Here is a 24920-nt window from a genome sequence, read left to right on the forward strand (position 1 = left end):
AAAGGTTTAATGCAAAAATAAATTGGGTACATAGTAAAATATATACCCAATTCTGACATATAGTAGATTAACAGATTGTGAAATTAAAGGAAATAGAATCTATTTATTTAAAATTTGTTAAAATATTCCTCTAATCCTTTTGTAATGCCAACAGCAGCTTTTTGACGGAAAGCTGTCGTTTTGAGAAGAGCTTCCTCTTTTGGATTTGAGATAAATGCAAGTTCAACCAGGACACTTGGAAGCTGGTTCATTCTATTTACATAGAAGTTCTGTTCTTTTACTCCTCTATTATAAGTATTCATAGATGAGATCATATTTTTCTGAATCGCAGTTCCCATTGTTTCACTTCTCGGACCATTAAAGTTAACAGTAGAATTGTAATAGGTTGTTGTTCCTTTTGAAGAAGATGAGAACGAATCACCGTGAATGCTGATAAACGCGTCTGCAGTAGAGTTGTTCGCAATGGCAGTTCTTTCTGCAAGTTCAAGAAAAACATCAGTACTTCTAGTAAGGATTACAGTAGCCCCGTATTTTTCAAGCTCTGATTTTAGTAAAAGTGCAGTACCGAGATTAACATCTTTCTCTCTTAATCCAGTAGGTCCTACAGCTCCTGCATCATGTCCGCCATGCCCTGCATCCACCACAATTTTCTTTCCTAATAATCCTAATGGAACAATCTTCACTGAAACCTTATTTGAGTAATCTCTTAAAGTAAATGAATACCCTGGTTCGAACGTAAGAACGACAGATTTTTGTGAACCGGATGCAAAAGTTTCAATGGACTTAATGCCTTTTATGCTTCCTTTTGGCAGTTCCACATCAGTCATAGCACCTGTAATCTTTAATCGGTTTGCAGACAAAGTAGTATAAGAGACTGCAAAGTTGCCAGGTTTAATCCATGTTAAATAATTCTCTCCATTGACTGTGGAATAGGCAGGGGAGCTTAGTCTCTTAGCAGATACAGTCGTTGTCTGAGTTTCTAAAACCCACCCCCTCGTTCCTTTCGCATTTTCAACATTCAGCCAGCCATTCAGCTTGCGCAGAATTTTCAAAGACTCGTTTTCAGCAAGATACGCGCTGACTCCATAGTTCGTTCCTGCACCTTTGCGGATGACTGCACCTTTTTTAGCAAAAACATATTTAAATACATTCTGTGATGTTACTAGTTCGTATTCCGGAGTCCATCCCGTTTTTCCGGATGCACTTTTTATTCGAATCCAGCGCTGTCCAAGAGAGTTGGTGAATTCGCCAAGAACGGATACTTTGCTGTTATAGGAAAGTCTCTCACTGATTTTATAATCATATGAAGCTCCAGCGTATAAAGCAGCATTCATTGTGCCTACCAGCATGGTTGTGCCAATGGATACAGAAGGCTGTTTTGAGACTACAGATTCGTGTATCCAGGCAATATTGCCTGAGGATGTTTTCACCTTATACCACAAATCTCCTGTTGAATCCTTAGCGGTTTCAGAGGCGGTCAGCTCATCGCCTTTGGAAGCCTGGCCGATAACAGAGTGACTTAAGGAAGGGCCGCTTCGCATGTTGGCGACATCAACACTTACATATAGTTTTGTATTAATAGTCTGATTGGCACTCGCACTATCAGCAGGGATCCAGCCGGCAAGGCTTGCGTTTACTTGCACTCGCAGCCATGCTTCACCGCTTGACGGAACAAAGTGGTCGAGCACTTTTACCTTTTGATTTAGTGACAATTTTCCGACGGATTGATAAGAGGAAGTGGCTCCTCTTCGGACATCTAATGAATTTACCTGGCTATAGACATAGCTTCCGATGGCAGGAAGATCCGGAGTTTCGGGTGCAGGCGGCAAAGATCCTGCCTTAAATGCACTTTCCTTAATCCAGCCCTGAACAGATCCTAAGTCCGCACGATACCAAACCTCGCCATTCGCATTTTTAAACGTATCAATAATCGTCACAGCTTGATTCTTAGTTACATATGTAACAATGCTATAAGAGTCGGTTGCCCCTTTGCGGACAGGAGCTTTGTCAATCTGAACCGTTTTGGTTTCTTTTGCAGGCGCAGGCGGTTTGACCTCTGCATCTGCTTTCAGATAGTCTTCTATAATCCATCCTTTTATAGTACCTGATTCAATCCGGTACCAAAGTTCACCGCTGCTATTCTTAAAACTATCAATCACTTTAACTGAAGTTCCTTTTGATAGTTTTGCGATAGCTTCATAGGAAGTAGTAGCTCCTTTGCGGATGTTGACATTATCTCCGGTTATGATAGCCTGCTTTCCGACCTGTATCCCGGAATTGCCTGTGGTCTGCTCTGTAAAACTGGATGCTAATCCCCAGCCTTTATTCGTGCCCAAATCTACCCGGTACCAAAGTTCTCCTGATGAATTGGTAAATTCATCGATGACGGTGACTGTTTTACCGGTTGACAGGGATGTAACCAGCGGATAAGATGTGGTCGCACCTGACCTGATCTCAACCTTTTGGCCTACAAGCATATTAGCAGGAAGATCTAACTCCTCCGCATTCACGAGGACAGGGAACAAAGCAGCAGTAGCAAGAACCGAAGATGCCAAAAATTTTTTCATAATTTTCCCTCCATCGACATATTTTTGAGTTCTTTACCTATTCTAGCGAAAATTGTCAAATTTTCCAACCCGTTAAAAGCAAGAATAGTCTAAAATACCTGTAGAAAATAATGGTAAAAAAAGAAGAGTACACATTGGGTGTACTCTTCAGCCATTTATCAATATTCATCTTCCTGCTGATCGGCATCGGTTTGCCAGGTTTCATCCTCAGCTGTATAACTATCCGTACTGTTGCCTAAGGTATCATTAAGTTCATAGCTTAGTTCATAAATGGAATCTTTATCAGGAATGTAATAATATACATCATCGATATATTTATCATATCCCTTTAAGGTTAAATTCTCGATGTTTGTATTCTTGATTTTTGAATAAAGTTTGACGAAACTTGCGAATTTAGAAGGAGGGATGTTTGTTTTCACATTTGCTCCTAAATCCTCCATGATGTCATCGATTTTTGTAATCGTGCCGAAAGAAGTCCCTTTATTGACGATTGCTTTAATGACTTGCTGCTGCCGTTCATTTCTTCCCATATCGCCTTTAGGGTCTTTCTTTCTCATTCTTACATATGCTAATGCTTCATTTCCATTAAGTTCCATATTTCCTTCGTAATAAGTCTTCCATTTTAAACTGTCGGTCAGCTGTGCTTTGAAGGTGAATGGAACATCGACATCAATTCCGCCTAACGTATCGACAATATCCTCAAAGCCATCAAAGTTTGTTGTAATATAATAATCAATTGGAACATCGAGAAGCTCATTTACTGTGGTAATGGTTGATTCTATGCCCCCATTGCTGTATGAATGGGTAATCTTTGTATTATATCCGACTTCAGGCACGTATGTCCGTGTATCCCGCGGGATGCTCAGCATTTTTACTTCTTCTGTTTGAGGATTTACGGTGACGAGCATCAGGACATCAGATCTCTCTCCGCCTTCCTGATCTTCAATCCCCACTAACAGGATGTTAAAAGGATCCTTTGAAATTTCCACTTCTTCGGACCGGTGATTCGCAATTTTATCACTGTCCAGTTCCTGATATATTTCACTTGTTGCTTTATTGGCACTATATATTAGATCGTATGCCAGGAATGTTCCTCCTCCAATAATCGTAAGAAAGAGGGCAAGTATTATGACACGCCAAAAGCGTTTTCTTCTAATCTTTCGTTTTCTCGATCTCGAAACAGACATTTTATCCCTACTTTATAAATGGTTTGGAAAGGAATTAAGTTTCTTGCAATAGTTTATTTTACCGAATTAAAATCCCTTCGTAAATAAATGTTGAAAATTATTTTTCCTCTTCTAAATATAGCTGTTCACCCTGCGAAATTTCAGCCTGTCCATTGGTCAATTCAGTGATCCATTCGGAAAAACTTTCTGTTTGGCCTTCTTCCACATATGTCAGTAGTTCAACGCGATCTAAATAAAGGATTTCCTTTAGTGTAAAAGTGGAAGACCGCAGCTCGTTCTCAAGCTTTCCGAGCCAGGTATAATCTGCTTTTGCATGCATGATGCGCATCAATTTTCTTTCAACAACCCCAACCGCACTAATGCCATCGGAGGTTGCTTTCCCATAAGCCCGGATCAGGCCGCCTGCACCTAATTTTATTCCGCCGAAGTATCTGGTTATGACAACAGCTGTATCTTTAAGCTGTTTTTTTTTCAAAACTTCAAGTATCGGAACTCCTGCTGTACCGCTGGGCTCTCCATCATCATTTGCTTTTTGGATCTGATCATTTTCGCCAATTAAATAGGCTGAGCAATTATGTGTGGCGTTCCAATGCTTCTTTTTAATATCCTGAATAAAATTTTGGGCTTCAGTTTCAGTTTCTGTTCGTGCTATATGAGCAATGAACCGTGATTTTTGAATAATGATCTCATGTTCACCTGTACCTTTGACTGTTAAATAACGGGGCAGCATTTCTGCAGCTCCTTTCAATTGAAATACAAGTTCCATTATAAAACGACAATAATCGATAAATTTAGATTTCAAGTGATTGTAATGAAACTTTAATATAGGTAACTTTTAGAGATGGTATAATAGGAAATATTCTCATTGGGAACTCTATTATGAAATAATTGCTGTATAAAATTCAGTAAAAAGGTTTACCATCCATATATATAGGATATAAGACACGGGTGAGAAAAACAAGATTGAGTCTTTTTATCGATTTTTTGCCTTTTTGGCATAGTTTTCATGATACGGATATAGTAACCTTTCCTATTACAAGCTACAATATATGGCAGATATAATAGTTAAGAGAGGACTTGCTTCCTTCTGGAGGTTCCATATGAATATTAAGAAGTTTGATTCAAAAACCCTTGATCTTATATTGCAAAAGATAATAGACACTGTTGGGACGAGCAAGGATGAGATCTTCAGAATTGGCGAACAATGCAGAAAAGATTATGAAACCCTTACTGAAGAGCTTAGAGATGTTAAACACTTAGTGATTAAAACCATTGATGCAGGCGATCAGCTTGAGATTCAAACTAAGTTTGCCCGTAAACGGCTGTCTGAAGTCAGCATGCATTTCAAGAACTATACCGAATTTGAGGTTCGGGATGCTTATGAGAAGGCTCATCAGCTGCAGATGGACTTAACCATGAACAGGCAGCTGGAAAAACAGCTGCGTGATCGCAGGGATGACATTGAAAGAAGGCTGCTGGGTGTCGGTGAAACAATTGATAGAGCAGAATCACTTGTTTCACAAATTTCCGTTGTCATGAGTTATCTCACAAGTGACCTGAAGCAAATGGGTGAAATCATAGAAGATGCAAAGGTTAAGCAGGAATTCGGCTTAAAGATAATAGAAGCTCAAGAAGAAGAGCGGAAAAGATTATCAAGGGAAATCCATGATGGTCCTGCACAAATGATGGCTAACGTTATGATGAGATCCGATTTAATTGAAAGGATTTATAAAGAACGGGGCGGAGCTGAGGCAATTACAGAAATTAAAAGCCTCAAAAAAATGGTCAGAAGTGCCTTATATGAGGTGCGGAGGATCATTTACGACCTGCGTCCAATGGCACTTGATGATTTGGGGCTGGTGCCTACCCTCAAAAAATACCTGCAGACTATCGAAGAATATCACAGTACCACTAAAATCAGGTTTTCCAATCTTGGAGAAGAAAAAAGGCTTCCGTCTCAATATGAGGTCGCACTTTTCAGGCTGATTCAGGAATCTGTTACAAATTCACTGAAGCATTCAGAGGCCACCGAGATTGTCGTGAAATTGGAGATTAATAAGGCAAGGGTAGCTGTTATCATTAAAGATAATGGCAGAGGATTTGATATCCGGGAAAGAAAAGCGGAGTCCTTTGGGATTATTGGAATGAGAGAGAGAGTCGAGCTTCTTGAGGGGCAGCTTTCCATCGATTCCAAACCGGGAAAAGGCACGGTTGTCATTATCCAGGTACCTTTGAACTTGTAGAAATTATAAATAGAGAAACCATTTAACCGGAGAATTTGGGAGGCGAAGCAATTGACTACAAAGATTGTCATAATTGATGACCATCAATTGTTCAGAGAAGGGGTAAAACGCATCTTAGATTTTGAAAGATCATTTGATGTAGTAGCAGAAGGTGACGACGGGGCTGAAGCGATCACTTTGGTGGAAGAGTATAATCCTGATGTTGTCATCATGGACATTAACATGCCGAATGTGAATGGTGTGGAAGCAACTCGCCAATTAATTGAAAAGCATCCTGATTCAAAGGTCATCATCCTTTCTATCCATGATGATGAAAATTACGTTACACATGCGCTGAAAACAGGCGCGAGCGGCTACCTGCTGAAAGAAATGGATGCAGATGCCTTAGTTGAAGCAGTAAAAGTTGTAGCAGATGGAGGATCTTACCTGCATCCGAAGGTTACACATAATCTTGTCAATGAATACCGGCGCTTATCCGCTGTAGGAGCAGGAAGCAGCGGCGGCTACTCATCACAGATTGAAATCCGACGTCCGCTTCACCTGCTGACGCGCCGCGAATGTGAAGTCCTTCAGCTGCTTGCTGACGGAAAAAGCAACCGTGGAATCGGAGAGGCTCTTTACATCAGTGAAAAAACCGTTAAGAACCACGTCAGCAACATCCTGCAGAAGATGAATGTAAATGACCGTACACAAGCCGTAGTAGTAGCGATTAAGAATGGCTGGGTGGAAGTGCGATAGTATTGGTGACAGGCACCACCCGAATTTTGTTGAAAAAGCACGCAGATGGTTTTATACCATTGCGTGCTTTTTACTTTATCAGGGCAGCGGCTGCAATTTGGAAGATCGTCTTCGTATCAGAAGACCTCTTCTTAGCCTGATTGACCATTGAGATCAGCTCTTCAAGCTCTTGCGGGGATGCGCTGTCTATCAGCCAGGAGGCAAGTTCCGTCCCGCTTAGGGAGTGATTAATGTTTGGAACTTTAATGTTTTTGTATTTGCTTAATTCACTATTCAATAAGTGGTGAAGTGTATCGAGAGTATATTTACCGGAGTGGGCTTTGCCTGTAAAAGAAGTGTTATTTTTCAATTGTTACAGCTCCTTTACGAAATGAAGACACAAAAGGAATTTTACCATATACACTATCTTTATATGAATGTGAAAATATACCAGTTTTCCAACTTGGGCACAAAGGAGCACCCAATAATCTTAATGCATTTTTACCCGCTATCATATAAAATGGAACATACAGTAGGAAATAAGATAAGGATGGTACTTCTATTTATGAAAACGGCTGTTGTAACGGATAGTACAGCATACATTCCTAAGAACTTAAGAGAAAAGTTAAATATACATATGATTCCGCTGAGTGTTATTTTTGGCGGTGAGACGTACCAGGAAGAAGTGGAAATTACGGCTGAAGACTTTTACGAAGAAGTGAAGCACAAAGAGCTCCCAACTACTTCACAGCCGCCGGTTGGCGAGTTTGCCGAGCTGTTTGAGACATTATCGAAAGAGTATGATGCGGTGATCTCGATTCATCTGTCGAGTGGCATCAGCGGCACGTTCCAGGGGGCGGTCACTGCTGGGAGCATGGTAGAGGATATTCAGGTGTTCCCGTTTGATTCTGAAATCAGCTGTATGGTGCAGGGCTTTTATGTGGTGGAAGCTGCTGAACTGGCTGCTGCAGGGAAGAGTCCACAGGAAATCGTGGAACGGCTTGAGGAAATGAAAAAAAGCATTCGCGCTTATTTTATGGTGGATGACCTGTCGCATCTTCAGCGCGGAGGACGTTTGTCCAGTGCACAGGCCTTGATTGGAAGTCTGCTGCAGGTGAAGCCGCTGCTTCATTTTGAGGATAAGAAAATTGTTCCGTTTGAAAAGATTCGCACCCGGAAAAAAGCGATGAAGCGGATGGTTGACCTTTTCTGGGAAGATGTGAAAAGCGGTGAGCCGTATCAGGCGGTGATTATCCACGCCAATCGCGAAGCAGAAGCGCGTGAGTGGAAGGCTGAACTGGAAGCGGAATATCCGAATGTGGAATTTATGATCAGCTACTTTGGCCCGGTTATTGGAACCCATTTGGGCGAAGGTGCGATGGGGTTTGGCTGGGTGAAGAAGTAATGTTTGCGCCATTCTTTGGGATGGCGCAGATTTTTTGGGAGAGGTGATGTGGATTTGCAAATAGATTGAAGATTCCTGCAAATAGAAAGTTTGATGTTGCAAATAGAGAGCCTAAATCTGCAAATAGATCCGGGAACTTGCAAATAGAACCGTAATACTTGCAAATAGACAGATAAACTATTTAGTCCAGAGGTGAACTAATTGAGATTTACTCCTGAAATGACCCCCTATATAAAAGATTTTCCTCCAGAAAGCCTCCAGATATCCTCGATTGACACCATTCCGGAGCCGCCGCTCAACGAAAACTACCCAATCAACAGAGATCTCCGGCAAATCCTCCACGGAAAACAGCTTTTACTCGAAAATCTACCTCAACCACTCGAAGAAATCCATCATCATTATGAAAATGGCTATATTACTTACCGAAAAGGGATAATTAAGACCAAAAGCAAGACAGTTTGTGCCCGATGCGGCAATAAAGATAGCTCACTGTTCGCAGGTTTTCCCTGTGCACGATGCGGTGAGAAGGAGTGTACGTACTGCAGAAAATGCATTATGATGGGGCGGGTCAGTGAATGCACCCCTCTGATTGGCTGGAGTGGACCTGAGCCAGACCGTGATTTAACCGAGCACCCCCTAAAATGGGCTGGCACTCTTTCACCGGGCCAGCAGCATGCCTCCGATCAGGTTAGACAGTCTATAATCGAAAATAGAGAACTCCTCGTCTGGGCAGTCTGCGGTGCAGGGAAAACGGAAGTTCTGTTTGAAGGAATCAATGCTGCCCTCGCCTCCGGAAAAAGAGTGTGCATTGCCACTCCGAGAACAGATGTTGTGCTCGAGCTTGGTCCGCGGCTTCAAACAGTTTTCCCCGGCATCCAGGTGGCTGCCCTCTATGGCGGCAGTGAAGACCGCCATCTCCAGGCTCCCTTAACCATCGCCACTACGCATCAGCTTCTCCGCTTTTACAAGGCATTTGATACAGTCATTCTGGATGAAGTGGATGCCTTTCCTTATACGGCAGACGAAAGTCTTCAGTATGCTGTCCGCCAGTCCCGCAAAGAACATTCCTCGATGGTTTATCTCACAGCTACCCCAAATCAAAAATGGCAGAATGAATGCCGGAGCGGGAAGAGGGAATTTGTCACCATCCCGGCCAGATATCACCGCCACCCTTTGCCTGTGCCATCTTTCAAATGGTGCGGCAATTGGGAGAAATCTCTTAAGAAGGATAAGCTCCCGCCTGCAGTCACCCAATGGATCAAAAAAAGGCTGGATAATCAGAAGCAATGTCTGCTCTTTCTTCCCAAGATCGATAAAATGGAAAAAACCCTCACCATACTCCGTAACTCCTATCCTAAAATCCAAGCAGTGCACGCAGAAGACCCAGAGCGAAAATCCAAAGTCCAAATGATGCGCAACAAGGAAATCCCCATGCTTCTCACCACAACCATCCTGGAAAGAGGAGTTACGTTTCCTAATATTGACGTAGCTGTTTTAGGCTCTGAAGACCGAATCTTCACCGAAAGCGCTTTAGTCCAGATCGCCGGCCGGGTCGGAAGAAGTGCTCAATTTCCAGGCGGAGATATCACTTTTTTCCATTACGGTAAAACCGACAGCATGGTCAAAGCACGAAAGCAAATCCTCCATATGAACGCTGAAGCCAAAAAGAAAGGATTGATCGATTATTAACTGTTTAATTTGTCATGAAGAAATTGTCTCAGCTGTCAGCTGGTCTACTCTCTGGTCACGGCCGCAAGATCATCATTTATGCCAAGTCTGCACAGATAAACTCCCATTTATCAGAGGAGAGACTTGCGCTAAATGCAGCCGGCCATTCAGCACTTTAGAGCCCCAATTTCGGGAAGGCGATACTTGTAGTGATTGTGTAAGGTGGAATCGTGATCCAGAGTGGTCAGGGATGCTTGATAAAAACCATTCTATTTTCACCTATGATGCCTTTTTGAAAGAGACACTCGCCCGGTATAAGTTCCGGGGAGATTATGTTATGGCCAGAGCTTTCTCTCCTTTTATAAGGGGAAAGCTGGAAAATATGAAATTCGACTGTCTCGTTCCGATTCCTTTAAGTCCTGAAAGGCTGTATGAGCGCGGATTTAATCAGTCTGCTGCACTCATCCTTGAGGCAGGCTTTACACCGGCAGAACTGCTGCAGCGAATCCATTCTGAGAAGCAATCCAAGAAATCGCGTCTTGAGCGGATTCATCATCATCAGGTCTTCGAGCCGCTCAATATTAATATTGAAAATAAAGTGATTCTACTAATTGACGATATTTATACTACCGGCTCCACTTTATACCATGCGGCAAAGGTGTTGAAAACAGGCGGTGCAGCTTCAGTATTGTCACTTACACTGGCGAGAGGGTAGTTTTTCAGCGTAATTTTTTGGTCGCAGTGTTAATAGGTAATAAATCCTATGTTAAAATATTCTAAACAAGTAAAATTTATAGATAAGAATACCAGGCTTCGGTCGGGGAACCGCGGGCCTGCGTTCAGTTGCTTTATTGGGAGAGGATGTAGTGAAGTCATTGGCTGAAGATAACAGTGATATAGTTGAATATAACATCCATAAAACGGAATTTATGAAAATAAAAAATAACCTCAACCAGGCACAGAAGATCGCAAACATCGGAAGCCTGGAGTACGATGTGGAAACTGATAAAGGTTTTTGGTCTGATCAGCTGTTCCGGATTTTTGGCCTGAACCCTCAAAAAGACTTATTTCCAGACTATCAAATGTATTTGAGCTACCTTCATCAGGATGACCGGCCGGCATTTGTAGAGCAGTTTAGCAGGCTGCTGAATGAAAAAGAAAGTGTGGATTTGATATGCCGGATAACCAGGCAGGATGGAGAGGAGCGATATATTCACCATCGTGCAGATTATTTTGCAGATCAAGATGGATCGCCCAAGATCATTGCCACGATTCAGGATATAACTGAAAAACGGCACATGGAAGAAAAACTTTATGAAAACGAGCGGAAAATTGGACAGATATATGAAAATCTTGATGTGGGCATTTATTCTGCAGATTTACTGGAAAGAAAGGTTCTTCATTTTTCGAGAGGGGTGGAAGGGATTTTCGGCTACACGGCCGAGGAGTTTATTGCCGACTTCGATTTGTGGAACAATGTAATCCATCCGGATGATGTGCAGGCGGTAGAGGCTGAGCGGGAGAAACTTCTGAATGGGAATAGCATCCGCTATCAATACCGGATTGTTCATAAGTCCGGTGAGTTAAGGTGGGTTAATCATCATAGCATCCCGCACCTGAATGATAGGGGCGAGCTTATCCGGATTGATGGATTTGTAACAGATATAACCGAACAAAAATGGCTTGAAAAAAGAATGAGGCGTATGGCTTTTTATGATCATCTAACCGACCTGCCAAACCGCCGGTACTTTGATCAGAAGCTCCAGAGTCTTATAGAAGTTGATGCACATAAGAGATTTGCGGTTTTATTTTTTGATCTGGAGCGGCTGAAGCAGATTAATGATACCTTCGGCCACTCTGCTGGAGATGAACTTCTCAGGCTTGTTTCACAAAGAATTAAAGAGAGGGTAAATTATTTTTCAGCAAGAATTTCCGGTGATCAGTTTGCGGTCATTATGGAATCTGTTCAGGAGGGGGAGGACCCTGCACTGTTAGCAGATTCTATCAATCTGATCTTCTCTGAATCGTTCCATATCAACAGCTTTGAGCTAAATATCTCTCCCTCCATAGGCATAAGTTTATATCCGGATAATGGGAGCACAGCTGATGAATTGGTCAGAAATACGGAATCTTCCCTGTACCATGCCAAGCAGAAAGGGAATACCCGATTTCAGGTGTACCATCCCTCCATGGATATTGAGTCTTATAAGCTTTTTACGCTGGAACAGGATATGCGGAAGGCACTTCAGGATGACGAGTTTTTTCTTGAGTACCAGCCAAGAGTTGATGCGAAAACACGGAGACTAGTTAGTGCGGAAGCTTTATTAAGATGGAATCATCCTGAATGGGGCAGGGTCTCTCCGCTGGAGTTTATACCCGTTGCAGAAGAAACGGGTTTAATCGTAGATATTGGTGAATACGTGATAAGGAAGGTATGCAGGCAGATTCATTCCTGGAAGGAAAGCGGGCTGCCGATTGTTCCGATATCCGTGAATATCTCTCCGCTGAGCTTTTTGAAAAGCTGTCTTGTTTTCACGATAAAGACCGCATTGGACGAGAATCATCTGGACGCGTCACTGCTTGAGATTGAATTGACGGAATCTTCCCTAATCAATTACTCAGAGAACGTGATAGCGGTGCTTAAGGAATTGGGTGAGATGGGAGTGAAAATTGCGCTGGACGATTTTGGGACAGGCTACTCCTCCATCACGCAGTTAAAGAAATATAAATTCGATGTTTTAAAGATTGATAAAACGTTTATCCGGGCAATGGATAAAAATGCGGAAGATGCCATCATTACCGCCAACCTGATCTCGCTTGCACATGGGCTGAATATGAAGGTGGTAGCGGAAGGTGTAGAGACCTTTGAGCAATTCTACACTTTAAGGAAAAATGAATGTGACCAAATACAGGGGTACCTTTTCAGCAAGCCGATTCCGCCTTCCATCTTTGAGCAGAAATTGTTAATTGGCATTTTGAAGCCGCAAAATACCAAAGAAGACAATGTGTTTAAAGGTTTGCGGAAGTATGCGCGTGTCGAGTTTCCCTACCCGCTTGAAGCAAATATGACCATCTTAGAGCTTAATAAAAAGCCTGTCAAAATGGGCAGCACGAAAATTTTGATTGAAGATATGAGTGCAGGCGGAGTAAAATTTGTGTCCAAAATGAAACTCCCAGTGAGAAAGAATATTATTTTATTGATTGAAACTAAGTTATTAGGAGAGTTCCTTGCATTTACGGGAACGATTGTCCGGAAAGATGAAATATCGGATACTCTAACTAATTATGGATTTCAATTTATGATCGAAGAGGGACCGAGAGCTAAATTGGCGGAGATGCTTGATAGTCTGCAAAAACAGCTGGAGCAAAATCCGTCTGTTCCCGAATCTCTATTCATCGATACAGCCAGCAGTCAGCTGTATTTTGAATAATATTTTTCTATAATTATCCTATTCTTCGAGCTATAATATTTCATATAAACTGAGAGAGGAAGAATCATATGGCTGAGTTATCCAACTGCCCAAAATGTGATGCCATCTTTGTCAAAAACCAATTCCGCGAAGTCTGCCAGGATTGCTGGAAGGAAGAAGAGAAGGCTTATGAGACGGTCTATCAGTTCATCCGGAAGAGGGAGAATCGGACTGCGACCATCATTCAGGTTGTGGAAGCAACCGGAGTAGAGGAAGACTTAATTTTGAAGTTTATCCGTACGGGAAAATTGAAGCTGGCTCAATTCCCGAACCTTGGCTATCCTTGTGAAAAATGCGGTGGCAGCATTCGGGAAGGAAAAGTCTGCAAAAGCTGTGCAGGAGAACTGAGAAAAGATCTTCAGCAGTTTACCGCTGAGGAAGAAAGAAGAAAAGAAGCTGCCCAGAGAGAAAAACAAGGAACTTATTTTGCCGTCAATGAAAAAATAAATAAACGTTTCTAAGCTATGTGGCTCATTCACATAGCTTTTTCTATAGGCTTTTTGATGTATTTTTTACCAAACGTAAATTAACATTTAAACATACCGCCACATTAGCCGATAATAAACTTAGGTTAAATCGACCGGAAAGAAAGTGAGGGGTACACATGAAAATCAATAACTTTGGTCCTTCAGGCGTGAACCCATACAAACGCCAAATGAACAAGCTTGAAAATGCAGGGAAAACAGCCAGAACGGCATCAGATAAAATCGAAATCAGCTCTACTGCAAAGGTAATGCAGCAGGTATCACAGCTGAGCGAAAACCGCAAAGCTAAAGTAGAAGAGCTCAAAATTCAGGTTGAGAACGGCACCTATAAAATCAATCCGAAAGAAGTCGCAAAAAGCATTGCTAATTTCTATTCGAATAAATAATGAGGAGGGATTGGCATGTCAGCCGAAGCTCTTACGGCAGCAATGGAGAAACTGCTAAAGCTTCATAAAAGCCTTTATGAACTTGCAGTAAAAAAAACAGATATGATTAAGAACGGCGACATGGACGCCCTGAATCAGATGCTGAAGGATGAGCAGGCTCATATTGCGGCTATCGGGAAGCTGGAAAAGGATCGGGTAACGTATGCTAAAAATATAGTCCCATACAATGATAATCCGACGATTACCGATTGCCTTGGAGAACTTAAAGGGGAATCGAAAGAAAGAATAGCGAGGCTTAGCGATGAATTGATAAAGGCTGTTAAGGATATTCAGGATAAAAACCAATTAAATCAGCAGCTTCTTCACCAATCCATGCAATTCGTTCATTTCTCGATGAGTTTGCTATCCCCGCAGCCTCAAAACTATAATTATGGCCCTCCGTCAAATAAGAAAATAAAACCTGGGAACACTTCAACAGGGATTTTCAATTCGAAGGCATAAAAAAATAAATTTGGAGGAACGAGAATTATGCGTTCAACCTTTATGGGTTTGGAAACAGCACGCCGCGGGATGTTTACGCAGCAAGGTGCTTTATATACAACTGGACATAATATTGCCAACGCGAACACACCAGGCTACACCCGTCAGCGGATAAATTTTGTACAAACCGAGCCTTATCCTGCTGCTTCAATGAACCGTCCGCAGATTCCAGGGCAAATGGGAACGGGAGTTCAGGCTGGTTCCATTCAAAGAATTCGTGAAAGCTTTCTTGATGTCCAATATCGCGGAGAAAATAACAAAGTAGGATATTGGCAGGCGAGAGCAGATGCCTTGAAAAACATGGAAGAAGTCATGAATGAACCTTCTGAGACTGGCTTATCAAGCGTAATGGACCAGTTTTGGCAATCTCTTCAGGATTTGGCTGTCCATCCAGAGGATTCGGGTGCACGATCGGTTGTCCGCCAGCGTGGAATAGCTGTTGCCGAGACATTTAATTATCTGTCTGATTCCTTAAATGGGATACGGAATGATTTGAAAAGCCAGATTGAAGTTACGGCGAAAAAAATTAACTCTCTTGCAGATCAGATTAACGACATTAACATTGAAATTTCCGAAATTGAGCCGCATGGCTATTTGCCCAATGATCTTTACGATGAACGAGACCGTTTAATTGATGAACTTTCTGAACTAGTGAATATAAAAACGACTCAGGTTAAAAGCGGAGGAAATGCCCTTGATATTGCCGAGGGAACTCTGACAATTGATATTGTCGACAAAAATGGAAATCCGATCTTTAACATGAATGGAAACAAAGTGTCCCTGGTTGACGGACAAAACTTTAAATACAATGCCATAAAGGTTAATACAGATGGTGCAGATAACTCGGTTAGCACAATTTCGATTGGCGGCTATACGGCAGGCGGAGAAAATAATGGCGACCAGTTTGAATCTTTAAGTGCTGTCAGTGCGATTCACTTCGGTTCTGCTGGAGTACTTAAAGGATTAATTGAATCCTATGGATATGATGATAACAAAATTCCTGCAAGCAGTGCGGCTGGCTTGTATCCTGAGATGCTTGCCGAGCTGGATAATATGGCTTATACGTTTGCAAAAGCATTCAATCAAGTGCATGAGGATGGTAATAGCCTCTATGAAATGAAAAACGGAGAAGATAAAATTCCATTCTTCTCTGATGTGGGGCCAAACGATTATTCCGGTTTTCAAAAGAAAGCTGAAATCACTTTTGTTGTTGATAACAGCGGGAGCATGAGTGACAAGCAAAATAAGGTTGCAGAAAAGTTAGCGCAGTTTGTTGATGGTATTACGAGTCAAGGGGTAGACCCGGCGAATATAACCTTTAGGCTGGTCAGTTATGAGAATGGTAACGCTATTAAGGTGCCGGCTACAACTAATTATTCGGAGATAAGTAATGCTTTAAAAGGTTTAGAGGCAGATACAAGTACTGGCATAACAGGTAATGAAAACCTAATGGATGCTATTAAGACAGCAGCAGGAGCTTCCTCTTCAGACGATGTATTTAAACATATTGTATTCGTTACAGATGAGGATGCTGATGATGAAGCACAGCTCCAGGACTTATTAAAAGAGGAGCTCCTCCCTAAGGGAATTCAGGTTCATGGTGTATATTTTACAGATAACCCTGATGTTGCTGAACTGAATGAACTTGTTAGCCAAACAGGCGGGCAGAAAGTAAATTTATCCTCAGCTGACTGGGAAACACAAATTCAGGTAATAGGTGAATCTATTGGAGCATTTGTAATGAGTCCTCCTGCCAGCTCTGACATTGTTAAAAAAGGGTATGCGGGCAGGATGCAGGTAGCTTCTCCAATCCTGGAAAATATCGATAAAATTGCTGCATCATTAAATACGGATGCAGGTAATGGGGGGAACGCACTTAAGTTAGCGGATGTCAAAAATGCTCTGCTTAATTATAGTGAAGGGGAAACAGCGAGCTTTGAAAGCTATTTTAAAGGTGTGATTGGAGAAATGGCGATCCAGTCGCAGCAAGCCAATCGAATGGCTAATAATGGGTCGGTACTTCGCCAGTCTGTTGAAGAAAGAAGACAATCCGTCAGCTCAGTCTCCCTGGATGAAGAAATGACAAATATGATTAAATTCCAGCATGCATACAATGCATCTGCCAGAATGATCAGCCTGCAGGATGAACTGCTTGATAAAATCATAAATGGCATGGGAACTGCTGGACGATAAAAGTGGGTGAATAATAGATGAGAATTACACAATCTATGCTTTCCAGCAGTATGCTGAGAAACCTGAGCAATAGTTATGAAAAAATGGGTAAATACCAGGATCAGCTTGCTACCGGAAAAAAAATAAACAGGCCTTCTGACGATCCTGTTGTAGCCATGAAAGGCATTCAATACAGGACAAACCTTGCAGAAGTAGAACAGTTTAAAAGGAATTTCTCAGAAGCCTATAACTGGATTGAAAACTCTGATTCTGCGCTGGACAAAGCGACAAGTGTCCTGCAGCGGATTCGTGAGCTGACTGTTCAGGCAAGCAACGGGACCTATGAAAAGAGCCAGCGAGAAAGCATAGCAGCTGAAATTGGCCAGCTGAAAGAGCACCTTGAATCAATTGCCAATACAAAAGTGGGCAATAAGTATATTTTTAACGGTACGGATACGACATCCCAACCCGTTAGCGGCGGAACGGTTTCCTCTAATTCAAGCCCGGTTGAAATTGAATTGTCAAAAGGGATTAAAGTAAAGGTAAATGTTACCCCTTCAGACGTTTTTACGAGAAGTGCTGTTCCAGGTGAAGGGCTATTTACCGATCTGGAAAATCTGATAAACGACCTCTCATCTGAAACTGGTGATGGCATTGGAGACTATTTGGGTCATTTAGATACTCATACTAATAAAATTGTGTCAGCCCGTGCCGAATTAGGAGCACGAATTAACCGGATTGAAATGATGGAAGCCAGAATAGATGAACAGGAAGTAATTGCAAATCGCATGCTTTCAGACAATGAAGATGCTGATATTGAAAGAGTCATTACAGACTTAAAAACACAAGAAAGCGTTCACCGCGCAGCCCTTAGCGTGGGATCGCGAATCATACAGCCAACATTAATGGACTTTTTAAGATAAGCTATTCCTTGAGGGATAGCTTTCTTTTTCGAGGTGAGTGAACATGCAGATCCCGCAAATAAGGGTCCAATCAACATATGGTCAAATCCAGATAAATACTCAGAAGCCGATTCAATCGATTCAGCAGCCTAAAGCCCAGCTGGATCTCCAGCAGCCGCCTGCAGAATTAACCATTGAACGAACACCCTCAAAGCTGACCATTGACCAGACGAAAGCACGGGAAGATGTGGATTTAAAACATATTTCAAAACGAATAGAAGAAGCAGCCCAGCAGGGATATCAGGATTTATTGGAAGGAATGGCCAGGCGTTCACAGGAAGGTGACGAGCTGATGATGATAGAAAAAGGAGGAAATCCAATTGCTGACCAGGCACAGCGCAGCAGCGAAGGGCCAGAGCTGCAATTTAATATCGGGTGGATTCCCTCAGCTGGAAGCGTAAAGATCAATTTTGTACCTGGGAAAGTGGATATTCAAGTGAAAAGAAATGCCGTCATCAATAACACCCGTCCGCAAAAGCCAATTCATGACTATCAGCCAGGAAAAGTGAATATATCCATGAAACAATATCCAGCTTTAAAAATTGATTTTGTAAATCTAACAATCTAACGAAGTGGTGACACAAATGAACATTCAAACAAAATTTCACGGTCAGATAACAATAAAAGAAGAAGACATTATAGCGTTTCCATCAGGCATCCCGGGATTCCTGGAAGAAAAAGAGTTTTTGATCCTCCCTTTAGAAGGGACAGAACTCTATGTTCTTCAGTCAACTAACACAAACGAAGTTGCCTTTATTCTGGCAGATCCATTTACTCTTCTTCCGCAATATGAATTTGACTTAACCGAAGAAGTGCTCGAAAAACTGGACATAAAATCTGATAAAGATATTGCAGCTTTTACGATACTGACAGTAAGGGAGCCATTCGAGGAAACCACAGCAAATCTTCAGGCACCGGTGATTATCAACCAAAAGAAAAGGGCAGGCAAGCAAGTTATTCTAGCCAACACCTCCTTTCTTACTAAGCATAAAATCATTACACCTCAAAAACAGGGGGGGAAATAATGCTTGTACTTACCAGAAAACTGAAAGAATCCATTATGATTGGTGACGATATTGAAGTCTCTGTTCTCTCAATTGAAGGGGACCAAGTGAAAATAGGAATAAACGCACCAAAAAATATTGATATACATAGAAAAGAAATCTACCTATCCATCCAGCAGGAAAATAGCCAAGCAGCACAAACAGGGGCTGACGCTATTAATAATCTCAATAGCTTTTTTAAAAAGAAATAAAATTTTTTATTAAACTATTAAACACTGTCAAAATAAGTCGATATAACCATTGTAAAGCTGAACAGCAAAAGGCGGCCGACTTTTCTGCTGAACAGTAAAACAAACCACATGGACGTGGGACATATACTCAAGGAGGAAAATAACAATGAGAATTAATCATAATATTGCTGCTTTGAATACTTATCGTCAGTTGAATAGTGCTTCAGGCTCTCAATCAAAATCAATGGAGAAATTGTCTTCAGGTCTTCGTATCAATCGTGCAGGAGACGATGCAGCAGGTCTAGCTATCTCTGAAAAAATGCGTGGACAAATTCGCGGATTGGATCAATCATCTAAGAATGCTCAAGATGGTATCTCTTTAATCCAAACTGCTGAAGGTGCATTGAACGAAACTCATGATATTCTTCAGCGTATGCGTGAATTAGCAGTTCAATCTTCAAACGACACTAATACTGATGCTGATCGTAAAGAAATCCAAAAAGAGATTTCTCAGTTAAAAGATGAAGTGAACCGTATTTCAAATGATACTGAATTTAACACTAAGAAATTATTAAATGGTAGTGTTGGAAACTCTGCGAATATCACAACTAATAATCATGTTTTAGGTAGTGTAAATGTAGTCGATTCTAATCTAAAAGCTGACACTTATACCGTGACAACTGGAGCGGCTGGTACAGTTGCAATGGATATAAAAACAAATACTACTGGATTAGCAACTGGAGATTTCTCATTTGCTGATGCAGATTTAGATGGTTTAAAACTTGGTGATTATAGCCTTGAGTTTAAATCAACCGGTGTAGCTAATACATTTGATATTTCTCTCAAAAATAGTGATGGTGTTGAAGTAGGAAGCCTCGCAGGTTGGACTGCTGGGGGAGGAGATGCAACAATTGTTGGAAACCTACCCGATGGGACTGCAACGAAATTAACAATAACTGACCCTTCAGCAGGTGGAGTTACTGAAGGGAAATTAGATTTTAACCTAAACGGCAACTACGCAGCTGCAGGTGCATTTGCAATTACTAATTCCGCTTCAGGTACTGAATATTCTAGTGCAGCTAACTTGAAAATTACTGACAATAGTTTTGAAGCAGGCGGTCTCGAGTTTGATTTATCAGTTGATTCTGTATTGGCTGCAGCAGCGAGTTCAACAATTACAACTACAAACAATGCACTAACAATGCATATCGGTGCTAATGAAAATCAAACAATGAATGTGGATATTAATAAGATGGATACACAAAGCCTTGGTATCAAAGATATTGATGTTACTTCACAAGCAGGCGCTGAAAATGCAATTACAGCTGTAAATGATGCTATTACAAAAGTTTCAGCTGAACGTTCTAAACTTGGTGCATTCCAAAACCGTTTAGAACACACAATCAACAACTTGAATACATCTTCTGAAAACCTAACAGCTGCAGAATCACGTGTACGTGACGTTGACATGGCAAAAGAGATGATGAACCAAACTAAAAACTCTATTCTTTCCCAAGCAGCTCAAGCTATGCTGGCTCAAGCTAACCAGCAGCCACAGGGCGTACTTCAATTACTTCGTTAATTTTAGTCGTTCCTAAAAGGGACCTTAGTCGTCTAAGGTCTCTTTTTTTATAAAAATGTGGAGGCTGGCAGTATGCGAATAAATCATAATATTGCTGCCTTGAATACATATCATCAGTTCTCACAAGCATCCAGTCAGGTCGCGAAGTCTTCAGAAAAATTGTCAAGAGGACAGCGCATCAATAGAGCAGGTGATGATGCTGCGGGTCTTGCTATTTCTGAAAAAATGAGGGCACAGATTAGAGGATTAGGGCAAGAGCAGAGAAATATGCAAGACAGCATTTCTATGCTTCAGACTGCAGAAGGAGGTATGGAAGAAATCCACTCCTTGCTGCAGCGTGGAAGAGAGCTATCCGTCCAGTCGAAAAATGATACACTTACAGATAGTGATCGTGAGTCTATTCAAGGCGAAATCAATCAGATTGTCAAAGAAGTGGACCGAATTGCTAATAATACAGAATTTAATACGATAAATTTGTTAAACGTTACTTCTTCGTCTGACAGTCAAGATCAGCAAAAAGCTGTAGAGGCTTTACAGAAGTATTGGCTGAAAAATAGTGAAGGGTTAGTAGCTTTGCATTATGGCCTGCAAGCTGGTGTGGATGATGCTCCTCTTGAGATTCAATTTATACAAAACTCTGGTGATGGCAGGGTGGCCTGGGTGCAGGGGTCTTATTACACAACAGGAACAGATGGCAGGTATTTTGATCAGAAGCTAGTCCTCGATATGAGTGATTTTTCTCCAGTGTCTATGCCAAACGGTGGCGGTTCCTGGATCTCGAATGACCGGATTATTGCTCATGAAATGACCCATGCGATCATGGGAAGAACCACCAATATGAGAGACCTCCCAACCTGGTTTATAGAAGGAACAGCTGAGTTTATTGCCGGTGCGGATGAGCGATTAAAAGCTGATTCCAGCAACGGAACAAACTTTGCATCCCTAAAAAGTCAAATTGATTCATGGGAAAGTACAAGTGCTGATTATTCAGCAGCTTATGCTGCTGTTAAATATCTGGATGCCCAGATTACTGGAGGCATTAAGTCTTTGTTTGATGAGATCAAAATTGGCGGAGCAGAGAAGACAATGGATCAGGCATTAATGGATTTAATAGGAAAAAATGAAGCTGGGTTTCTTGCCGATTTTAAAGCCAATGCGACTCTTGCAAATTCAAATATTGACTTGAGTGATACTGATGCGGGAGCAATCGGCGGCGGCGATGATGATACAACGGTTCCAGATACTTTGAATACCGATTTGCTAAATCCATTAACAGCTTTCGTGGAAAAATGGCCTGCTTTCAGTTCCGGGGGATCCAGGATGAGGGTCGGTCCTTCGATAAATATGGATTTAGTCAATGTTACAAGCAGCTCGCTCGGTATTAATCATATTAACATCCTAAGTAAAACAGATGATAATATATCAATATTTGACGGAGCTATTACTTTTGTATCGTCGGAGCGTTCTCGGCTTGGGGCTTATCAGAACCGTCTTGAGAGAGCTTTGTCTGTTTCGGCTATTTCAGAAGAAAACTTAACAGCTGCTGAATCCCGTATTCGTGATGTGGATATGGCTAAAGAAATGATGAACCAAACAAAGAATTCGATTCTTTCTCAGGCAGCTCAAGCCATGCTGGCTCAGGCAAATCAGAATCCTCAAGGTGTTTTACAGCTCCTGCGTTAATATATGGAGGTCATGGGGAATACTCCATGACCTTTTTTGTAATAATGGACCCCGTATACAATCTGCTAATTTGTCTATTTTATCCATACTACAACTTCTTTTCCAGTATGGACTCTTAATATTCTCCATTAAATGCCGATATAAAACTCATAGTATTTTATCTTACATAGGTAGGGGATTATTATGATAGAACGATTATCATCGCAGCACACATCTCTTACACCCAGAGTTACTAACATGAGTGAGCAAAACTATGAAAATACAAAAACAGATAAAATGGCCAGCCTTGCTGTTTCAACACAGCATCCAAAAGCTGATAAAGAAGAAAAGGTTTCTGAAGTAATCGAAAGCATGAATAAGTTCATGCAGGCATCCTACACTTCGTTAAAATTTGAGCTTCACGAAGAGTTAAATGAGTATTATGTAACCCTTGTTGATGATGTAACCCAGGAAGTGGTAAGGGAGATTCCATCAAAAAAGCTCCTGGATGTCTACGCAGCGATGACAGAATTTCTTGGTCTTATGGTTGATAAAAAAATTTAAGCGAGTTGATTTAAAATGTTAAGAATCGGTGGTTTGGCGAGCGGAATGGACATTGATTCCCTTGTAAAAGATTTAATGAAAGCGGAACGGATGCCGCTGGATAAATTAAAGCAAAAGAAACAGGTCCTGGAATGGCAGCGGGATGATTACAGATCGATGAATACCCTTCTCCTGGATTTCCGCTCCCAATTAACACAAATGAAGCTGACGACCCAATATAGAGCAAGGACTGTCACTTCTTCTGATGAATCGAGAATAACGGCTACAGCAAGAAGTGCCGCTTCTCAAGCCTCTTATTCTATTTCCAAAGTAACAAAATTGGCAAGTGCTGAGAACTGGGTGACCGGAGGTATTGGATCAGTAGATTCATCTAAATCTTTAGCTTCCCAAACCAATAATTTCACCGCAGGCTTAACATGGCAAAAAGGTGCAGTAGGAAGCAGCAGTTTAGCAGGCAATGGATCAACTACCGGCTTGAAGCTGGATTTGGCAGCAGCGGATGGAGAAGTCATTAAAACCAGTGAATTATCCAAGATGTCTGTTAAAGTGAATGGAGTGGCTTATGAGGTCGTATCAAGTACCTCCTTTACAGCAGGCAAAAACCAAGTTCATATTGATGAAAATGGCAGCCTCACATTCAGTAATGCAGTGGCAGCCGGGGCAACAGTGAAGGTTAATTATATTACTAATCATGAAGTACAAACCGGTACATTAACAGATAAGGCCAGGTCATTCCAGCTTAATAAAAAGAACATTATAGAGGATGGTTTCAAATTAACTGTTGGAGGCACCGATTATTCGATAACTACCGTCGATCCTGCTACAAATGTCGGACAGCTCAGCGGCGGCTTTGGAAGCATCAATTTAACTACAGGCGAAATAACCTTTAGTGCTGCACAATCTGCCAATACTCAGATAAAAGCAGTTTATCAGCAGGAATACGCTGATTTTTCAATCTCTGCCTATACATCTGGGGCAGGTAATGAACCTGTAAAAGAAAACTTTCTGATAGAGTCATCTGAATCTCTGAGTTCCGTTATTAATAAAGTTAATACGTCTAAAGCTGGAGTCTCCATGTTCTATGACACAGCGACCGGAAAAATATCGATGATGAGAACAGAAACGGGTGATTTTCATGATGATCCAAACACCCCTGATAGAGAGTATGATATTTCAGTAAGTGGTGACTTCGCATCTGTATCACTTGGGTTTTCCGGAGCAGCTAAGTCGCACGGGGAAAATGCCGCATTCGTCATTAATGGACTCTCTACAACACGCAATTCCAATACATTTGATTTAAACGGTGTAAATATAACACTAAAGAAAGAATTCGATGACGGAACTTCAGCTTCATTATCCATTAATAATGATGGCAGCAAGGTGTTTGAAAATATAAAGTCATTTGTTGATAAATATAATGAATTAATCTCTAAAATAAATGGCAAGGTTTCTGAAGAAAAATATCGAAGCTATACGCCGTTAACAGATGAACAGCGTGAGCAGCTTAGCGATAAACAGCAGGAACTTTGGGAAGAAAAGGCCAAAAGCGGAATGCTGCGCCGTGACTCCATTCTGACGGGTACCCTGTCTTCTATGCGTATGAAAATGTATCAGCCTGTCTCAAACAATGACATTAATCCATTGTTCAATCAGCTTGCTTCCATTGGAATTACAACCACTTCAAATTACTTGGAAGGCGGCAAGCTTGAAATTAATGAAGCCAAATTGAAAGAAGCGATTAATAATAACCCGGATGCGGTCGAAGCTTTATTCAGAGGAGGCAGTGAATCTGCTGCTGAAAACGAAAAAGGGATTATCCATCGCTTATATGATTCTGTGAATGAGACGATGGACAAGCTTAAAGAAAAAGCCGGGAACTCTTTTTCTACCAACCAGCAATTTGCACTGGGGCGGACTTTATCTGACTTAGACAGCAGAATTGATCGATTTGAAGAGCGGATGATTCAGGTTGAAGACCGCTACTGGCGCCAATTCACCGCCATGGAAAAAGCAATTCAGCGTTCCAATGAGCAATCCATGTTCCTTATGAACCAATTTAGCGGCGGCATGTAATTA

At 41.5% G+C, this 24920-nt stretch carries 22 protein-coding genes and 1 pseudogene; 19 read left to right on the forward strand and 4 right to left on the reverse strand.

Annotation, left to right across the window (positions count from 1 at the left end):
• Positions 1–107: 107 nt before the first annotated feature.
• From ACTHRG_RS06770 to ACTHRG_RS06780, 3 genes are all read right to left on the reverse strand, one after another.
• Positions 108–2567 (reverse strand): SH3 domain-containing protein, encoded by a 2460-nt coding sequence (locus ACTHRG_RS06770; protein WP_076257547.1) that lies wholly within the window; start codon positions 2565–2567, stop codon positions 108–110.
• 158 nt (positions 2568–2725) lie between these two features.
• On the reverse strand, positions 2726–3754 hold the full coding sequence (locus tag ACTHRG_RS06775) for an LCP family protein (protein ID WP_076257546.1): 1029 nt from the start codon (positions 3752–3754) through the stop codon (positions 2726–2728).
• A 97-nt stretch (positions 3755–3851) separates the two neighbouring features.
• Positions 3852–4484: a YigZ family protein gene (locus ACTHRG_RS06780; RefSeq protein WP_076257545.1), complete on the reverse strand. Its 633-nt coding sequence runs from the start codon at positions 4482–4484 to the stop codon at positions 3852–3854.
• 370 nt (positions 4485–4854) lie between these two features.
• Here ACTHRG_RS06780 and ACTHRG_RS06785 point away from each other — a divergent pair, with 370 nt between their 5' ends.
• Both ACTHRG_RS06785 and ACTHRG_RS06790 read left to right on the forward strand, forming a co-directional pair.
• Positions 4855–5997 (forward strand): sensor histidine kinase, encoded by a 1143-nt coding sequence (locus ACTHRG_RS06785; protein WP_076257544.1) that lies wholly within the window; start codon positions 4855–4857, stop codon positions 5995–5997.
• Between the two features lie 51 nt (positions 5998–6048).
• The gene (locus tag ACTHRG_RS06790; protein ID WP_076257543.1) at positions 6049–6735 is read left to right on the forward strand and encodes a response regulator; all 687 of its coding nucleotides are present in this window, start codon (positions 6049–6051) and stop codon (positions 6733–6735) included.
• A gap of 70 nt (positions 6736–6805) precedes the next feature.
• Here the strand turns inward: ACTHRG_RS06790 and ACTHRG_RS06795 are convergent, their stop codons facing one another.
• The gene (locus ACTHRG_RS06795; protein WP_076257542.1) at positions 6806–7084 is read right to left on the reverse strand and encodes a hypothetical protein; all 279 of its coding nucleotides are present in this window, start codon (positions 7082–7084) and stop codon (positions 6806–6808) included.
• Positions 7085–7279: 195 nt separating this feature from the next.
• Here ACTHRG_RS06795 and ACTHRG_RS06800 point away from each other — a divergent pair, with 195 nt between their 5' ends.
• The 17 genes and pseudogenes from ACTHRG_RS06800 to fliD all read left to right on the forward strand — a co-directional run bounded on the left by ACTHRG_RS06800 (position 7280) and on the right by fliD (position 24917).
• A complete protein-coding gene (locus tag ACTHRG_RS06800) occupies positions 7280–8119 on the forward strand; it encodes a DegV family protein (RefSeq protein WP_440230869.1) in 840 nt (279 codons plus the stop codon).
• 219 nt (positions 8120–8338) lie between these two features.
• Positions 8339–9808: a DEAD/DEAH box helicase gene (locus ACTHRG_RS06805; protein ID WP_440230972.1), complete on the forward strand. Its 1470-nt coding sequence runs from the start codon at positions 8339–8341 to the stop codon at positions 9806–9808.
• A 7-nt stretch (positions 9809–9815) separates the two neighbouring features.
• Positions 9816–9992, forward strand: a pseudogene (locus tag ACTHRG_RS06810) (double zinc ribbon domain-containing protein); the annotation flags it as partial.
• A 132-nt stretch (positions 9993–10124) separates the two neighbouring features.
• Positions 10125–10502: a ComF family protein gene (locus tag ACTHRG_RS06815; protein ID WP_353615005.1), complete on the forward strand. Its 378-nt coding sequence runs from the start codon at positions 10125–10127 to the stop codon at positions 10500–10502.
• A gap of 151 nt (positions 10503–10653) precedes the next feature.
• Complete coding sequence (locus ACTHRG_RS06820; RefSeq protein WP_440230870.1) at positions 10654–13218, forward strand: EAL domain-containing protein; 2565 nt, start codon at positions 10654–10656, stop codon at positions 13216–13218.
• A gap of 68 nt (positions 13219–13286) precedes the next feature.
• Positions 13287–13718: a TIGR03826 family flagellar region protein gene (locus tag ACTHRG_RS06825; RefSeq protein ID WP_440230871.1), complete on the forward strand. Its 432-nt coding sequence runs from the start codon at positions 13287–13289 to the stop codon at positions 13716–13718.
• Positions 13719–13861: 143 nt separating this feature from the next.
• Entirely contained in the window at positions 13862–14128 is a 267-nt protein-coding gene (flgM, locus tag ACTHRG_RS06830; RefSeq protein WP_440230872.1) for a flagellar biosynthesis anti-sigma factor FlgM, read from the forward strand.
• 15 nt (positions 14129–14143) lie between these two features.
• On the forward strand, positions 14144–14629 hold the full coding sequence (locus ACTHRG_RS06835; RefSeq protein WP_440230873.1) for a flagellar protein FlgN: 486 nt from the start codon (positions 14144–14146) through the stop codon (positions 14627–14629).
• A 27-nt stretch (positions 14630–14656) separates the two neighbouring features.
• Entirely contained in the window at positions 14657–16861 is a 2205-nt protein-coding gene (gene flgK, locus ACTHRG_RS06840; RefSeq protein WP_440230874.1) for a flagellar hook-associated protein FlgK, read from the forward strand.
• 17 nt (positions 16862–16878) lie between these two features.
• Positions 16879–17763 (forward strand): flagellar hook-associated protein FlgL, encoded by an 885-nt coding sequence (flgL, locus tag ACTHRG_RS06845; protein ID WP_440230876.1) that lies wholly within the window; start codon positions 16879–16881, stop codon positions 17761–17763.
• A gap of 43 nt (positions 17764–17806) precedes the next feature.
• On the forward strand, positions 17807–18370 hold the full coding sequence (locus ACTHRG_RS06850; RefSeq protein WP_440230877.1) for a DUF6470 family protein: 564 nt from the start codon (positions 17807–17809) through the stop codon (positions 18368–18370).
• Between the two features lie 16 nt (positions 18371–18386).
• Positions 18387–18827 carry a flagellar assembly protein FliW gene (fliW, locus tag ACTHRG_RS06855; protein ID WP_440230878.1) on the forward strand — a complete coding sequence of 147 codons (441 nt, stop codon included), beginning with the start codon at positions 18387–18389 and terminating at the stop codon, positions 18825–18827.
• On the forward strand, positions 18827–19057 hold the full coding sequence (csrA, locus tag ACTHRG_RS06860; RefSeq protein ID WP_440230879.1) for a carbon storage regulator CsrA: 231 nt from the start codon (positions 18827–18829) through the stop codon (positions 19055–19057). Before fliW ends, csrA begins: the two co-directional genes overlap by 1 nt.
• Positions 19058–19202: 145 nt before the next feature.
• Entirely contained in the window at positions 19203–20618 is a 1416-nt protein-coding gene (locus tag ACTHRG_RS06865; protein ID WP_440230881.1) for a flagellin N-terminal helical domain-containing protein, read from the forward strand.
• 72 nt (positions 20619–20690) lie between these two features.
• Positions 20691–22301, forward strand: coding sequence for a flagellinolysin (locus tag ACTHRG_RS06870; RefSeq protein ID WP_440230882.1), 1611 nt, complete (start codon positions 20691–20693; stop codon positions 22299–22301).
• A gap of 183 nt (positions 22302–22484) precedes the next feature.
• Positions 22485–22844, forward strand: coding sequence for a flagellar protein FlaG (gene flaG, locus ACTHRG_RS06875; protein ID WP_440230884.1), 360 nt, complete (start codon positions 22485–22487; stop codon positions 22842–22844).
• A 15-nt stretch (positions 22845–22859) separates the two neighbouring features.
• Positions 22860–24917 carry a flagellar filament capping protein FliD gene (gene fliD, locus ACTHRG_RS06880; protein WP_440230886.1) on the forward strand — a complete coding sequence of 686 codons (2058 nt, stop codon included), beginning with the start codon at positions 22860–22862 and terminating at the stop codon, positions 24915–24917.
• The last annotated feature ends 3 nt before the right edge of the window (positions 24918–24920 follow it).

It is taken from the genome of Cytobacillus sp. SAFR-174, from assembly GCF_051964675.1.
GTDB lineage: Bacteria > Bacillota > Bacilli > Bacillales > Cytobacillaceae > Cytobacillus.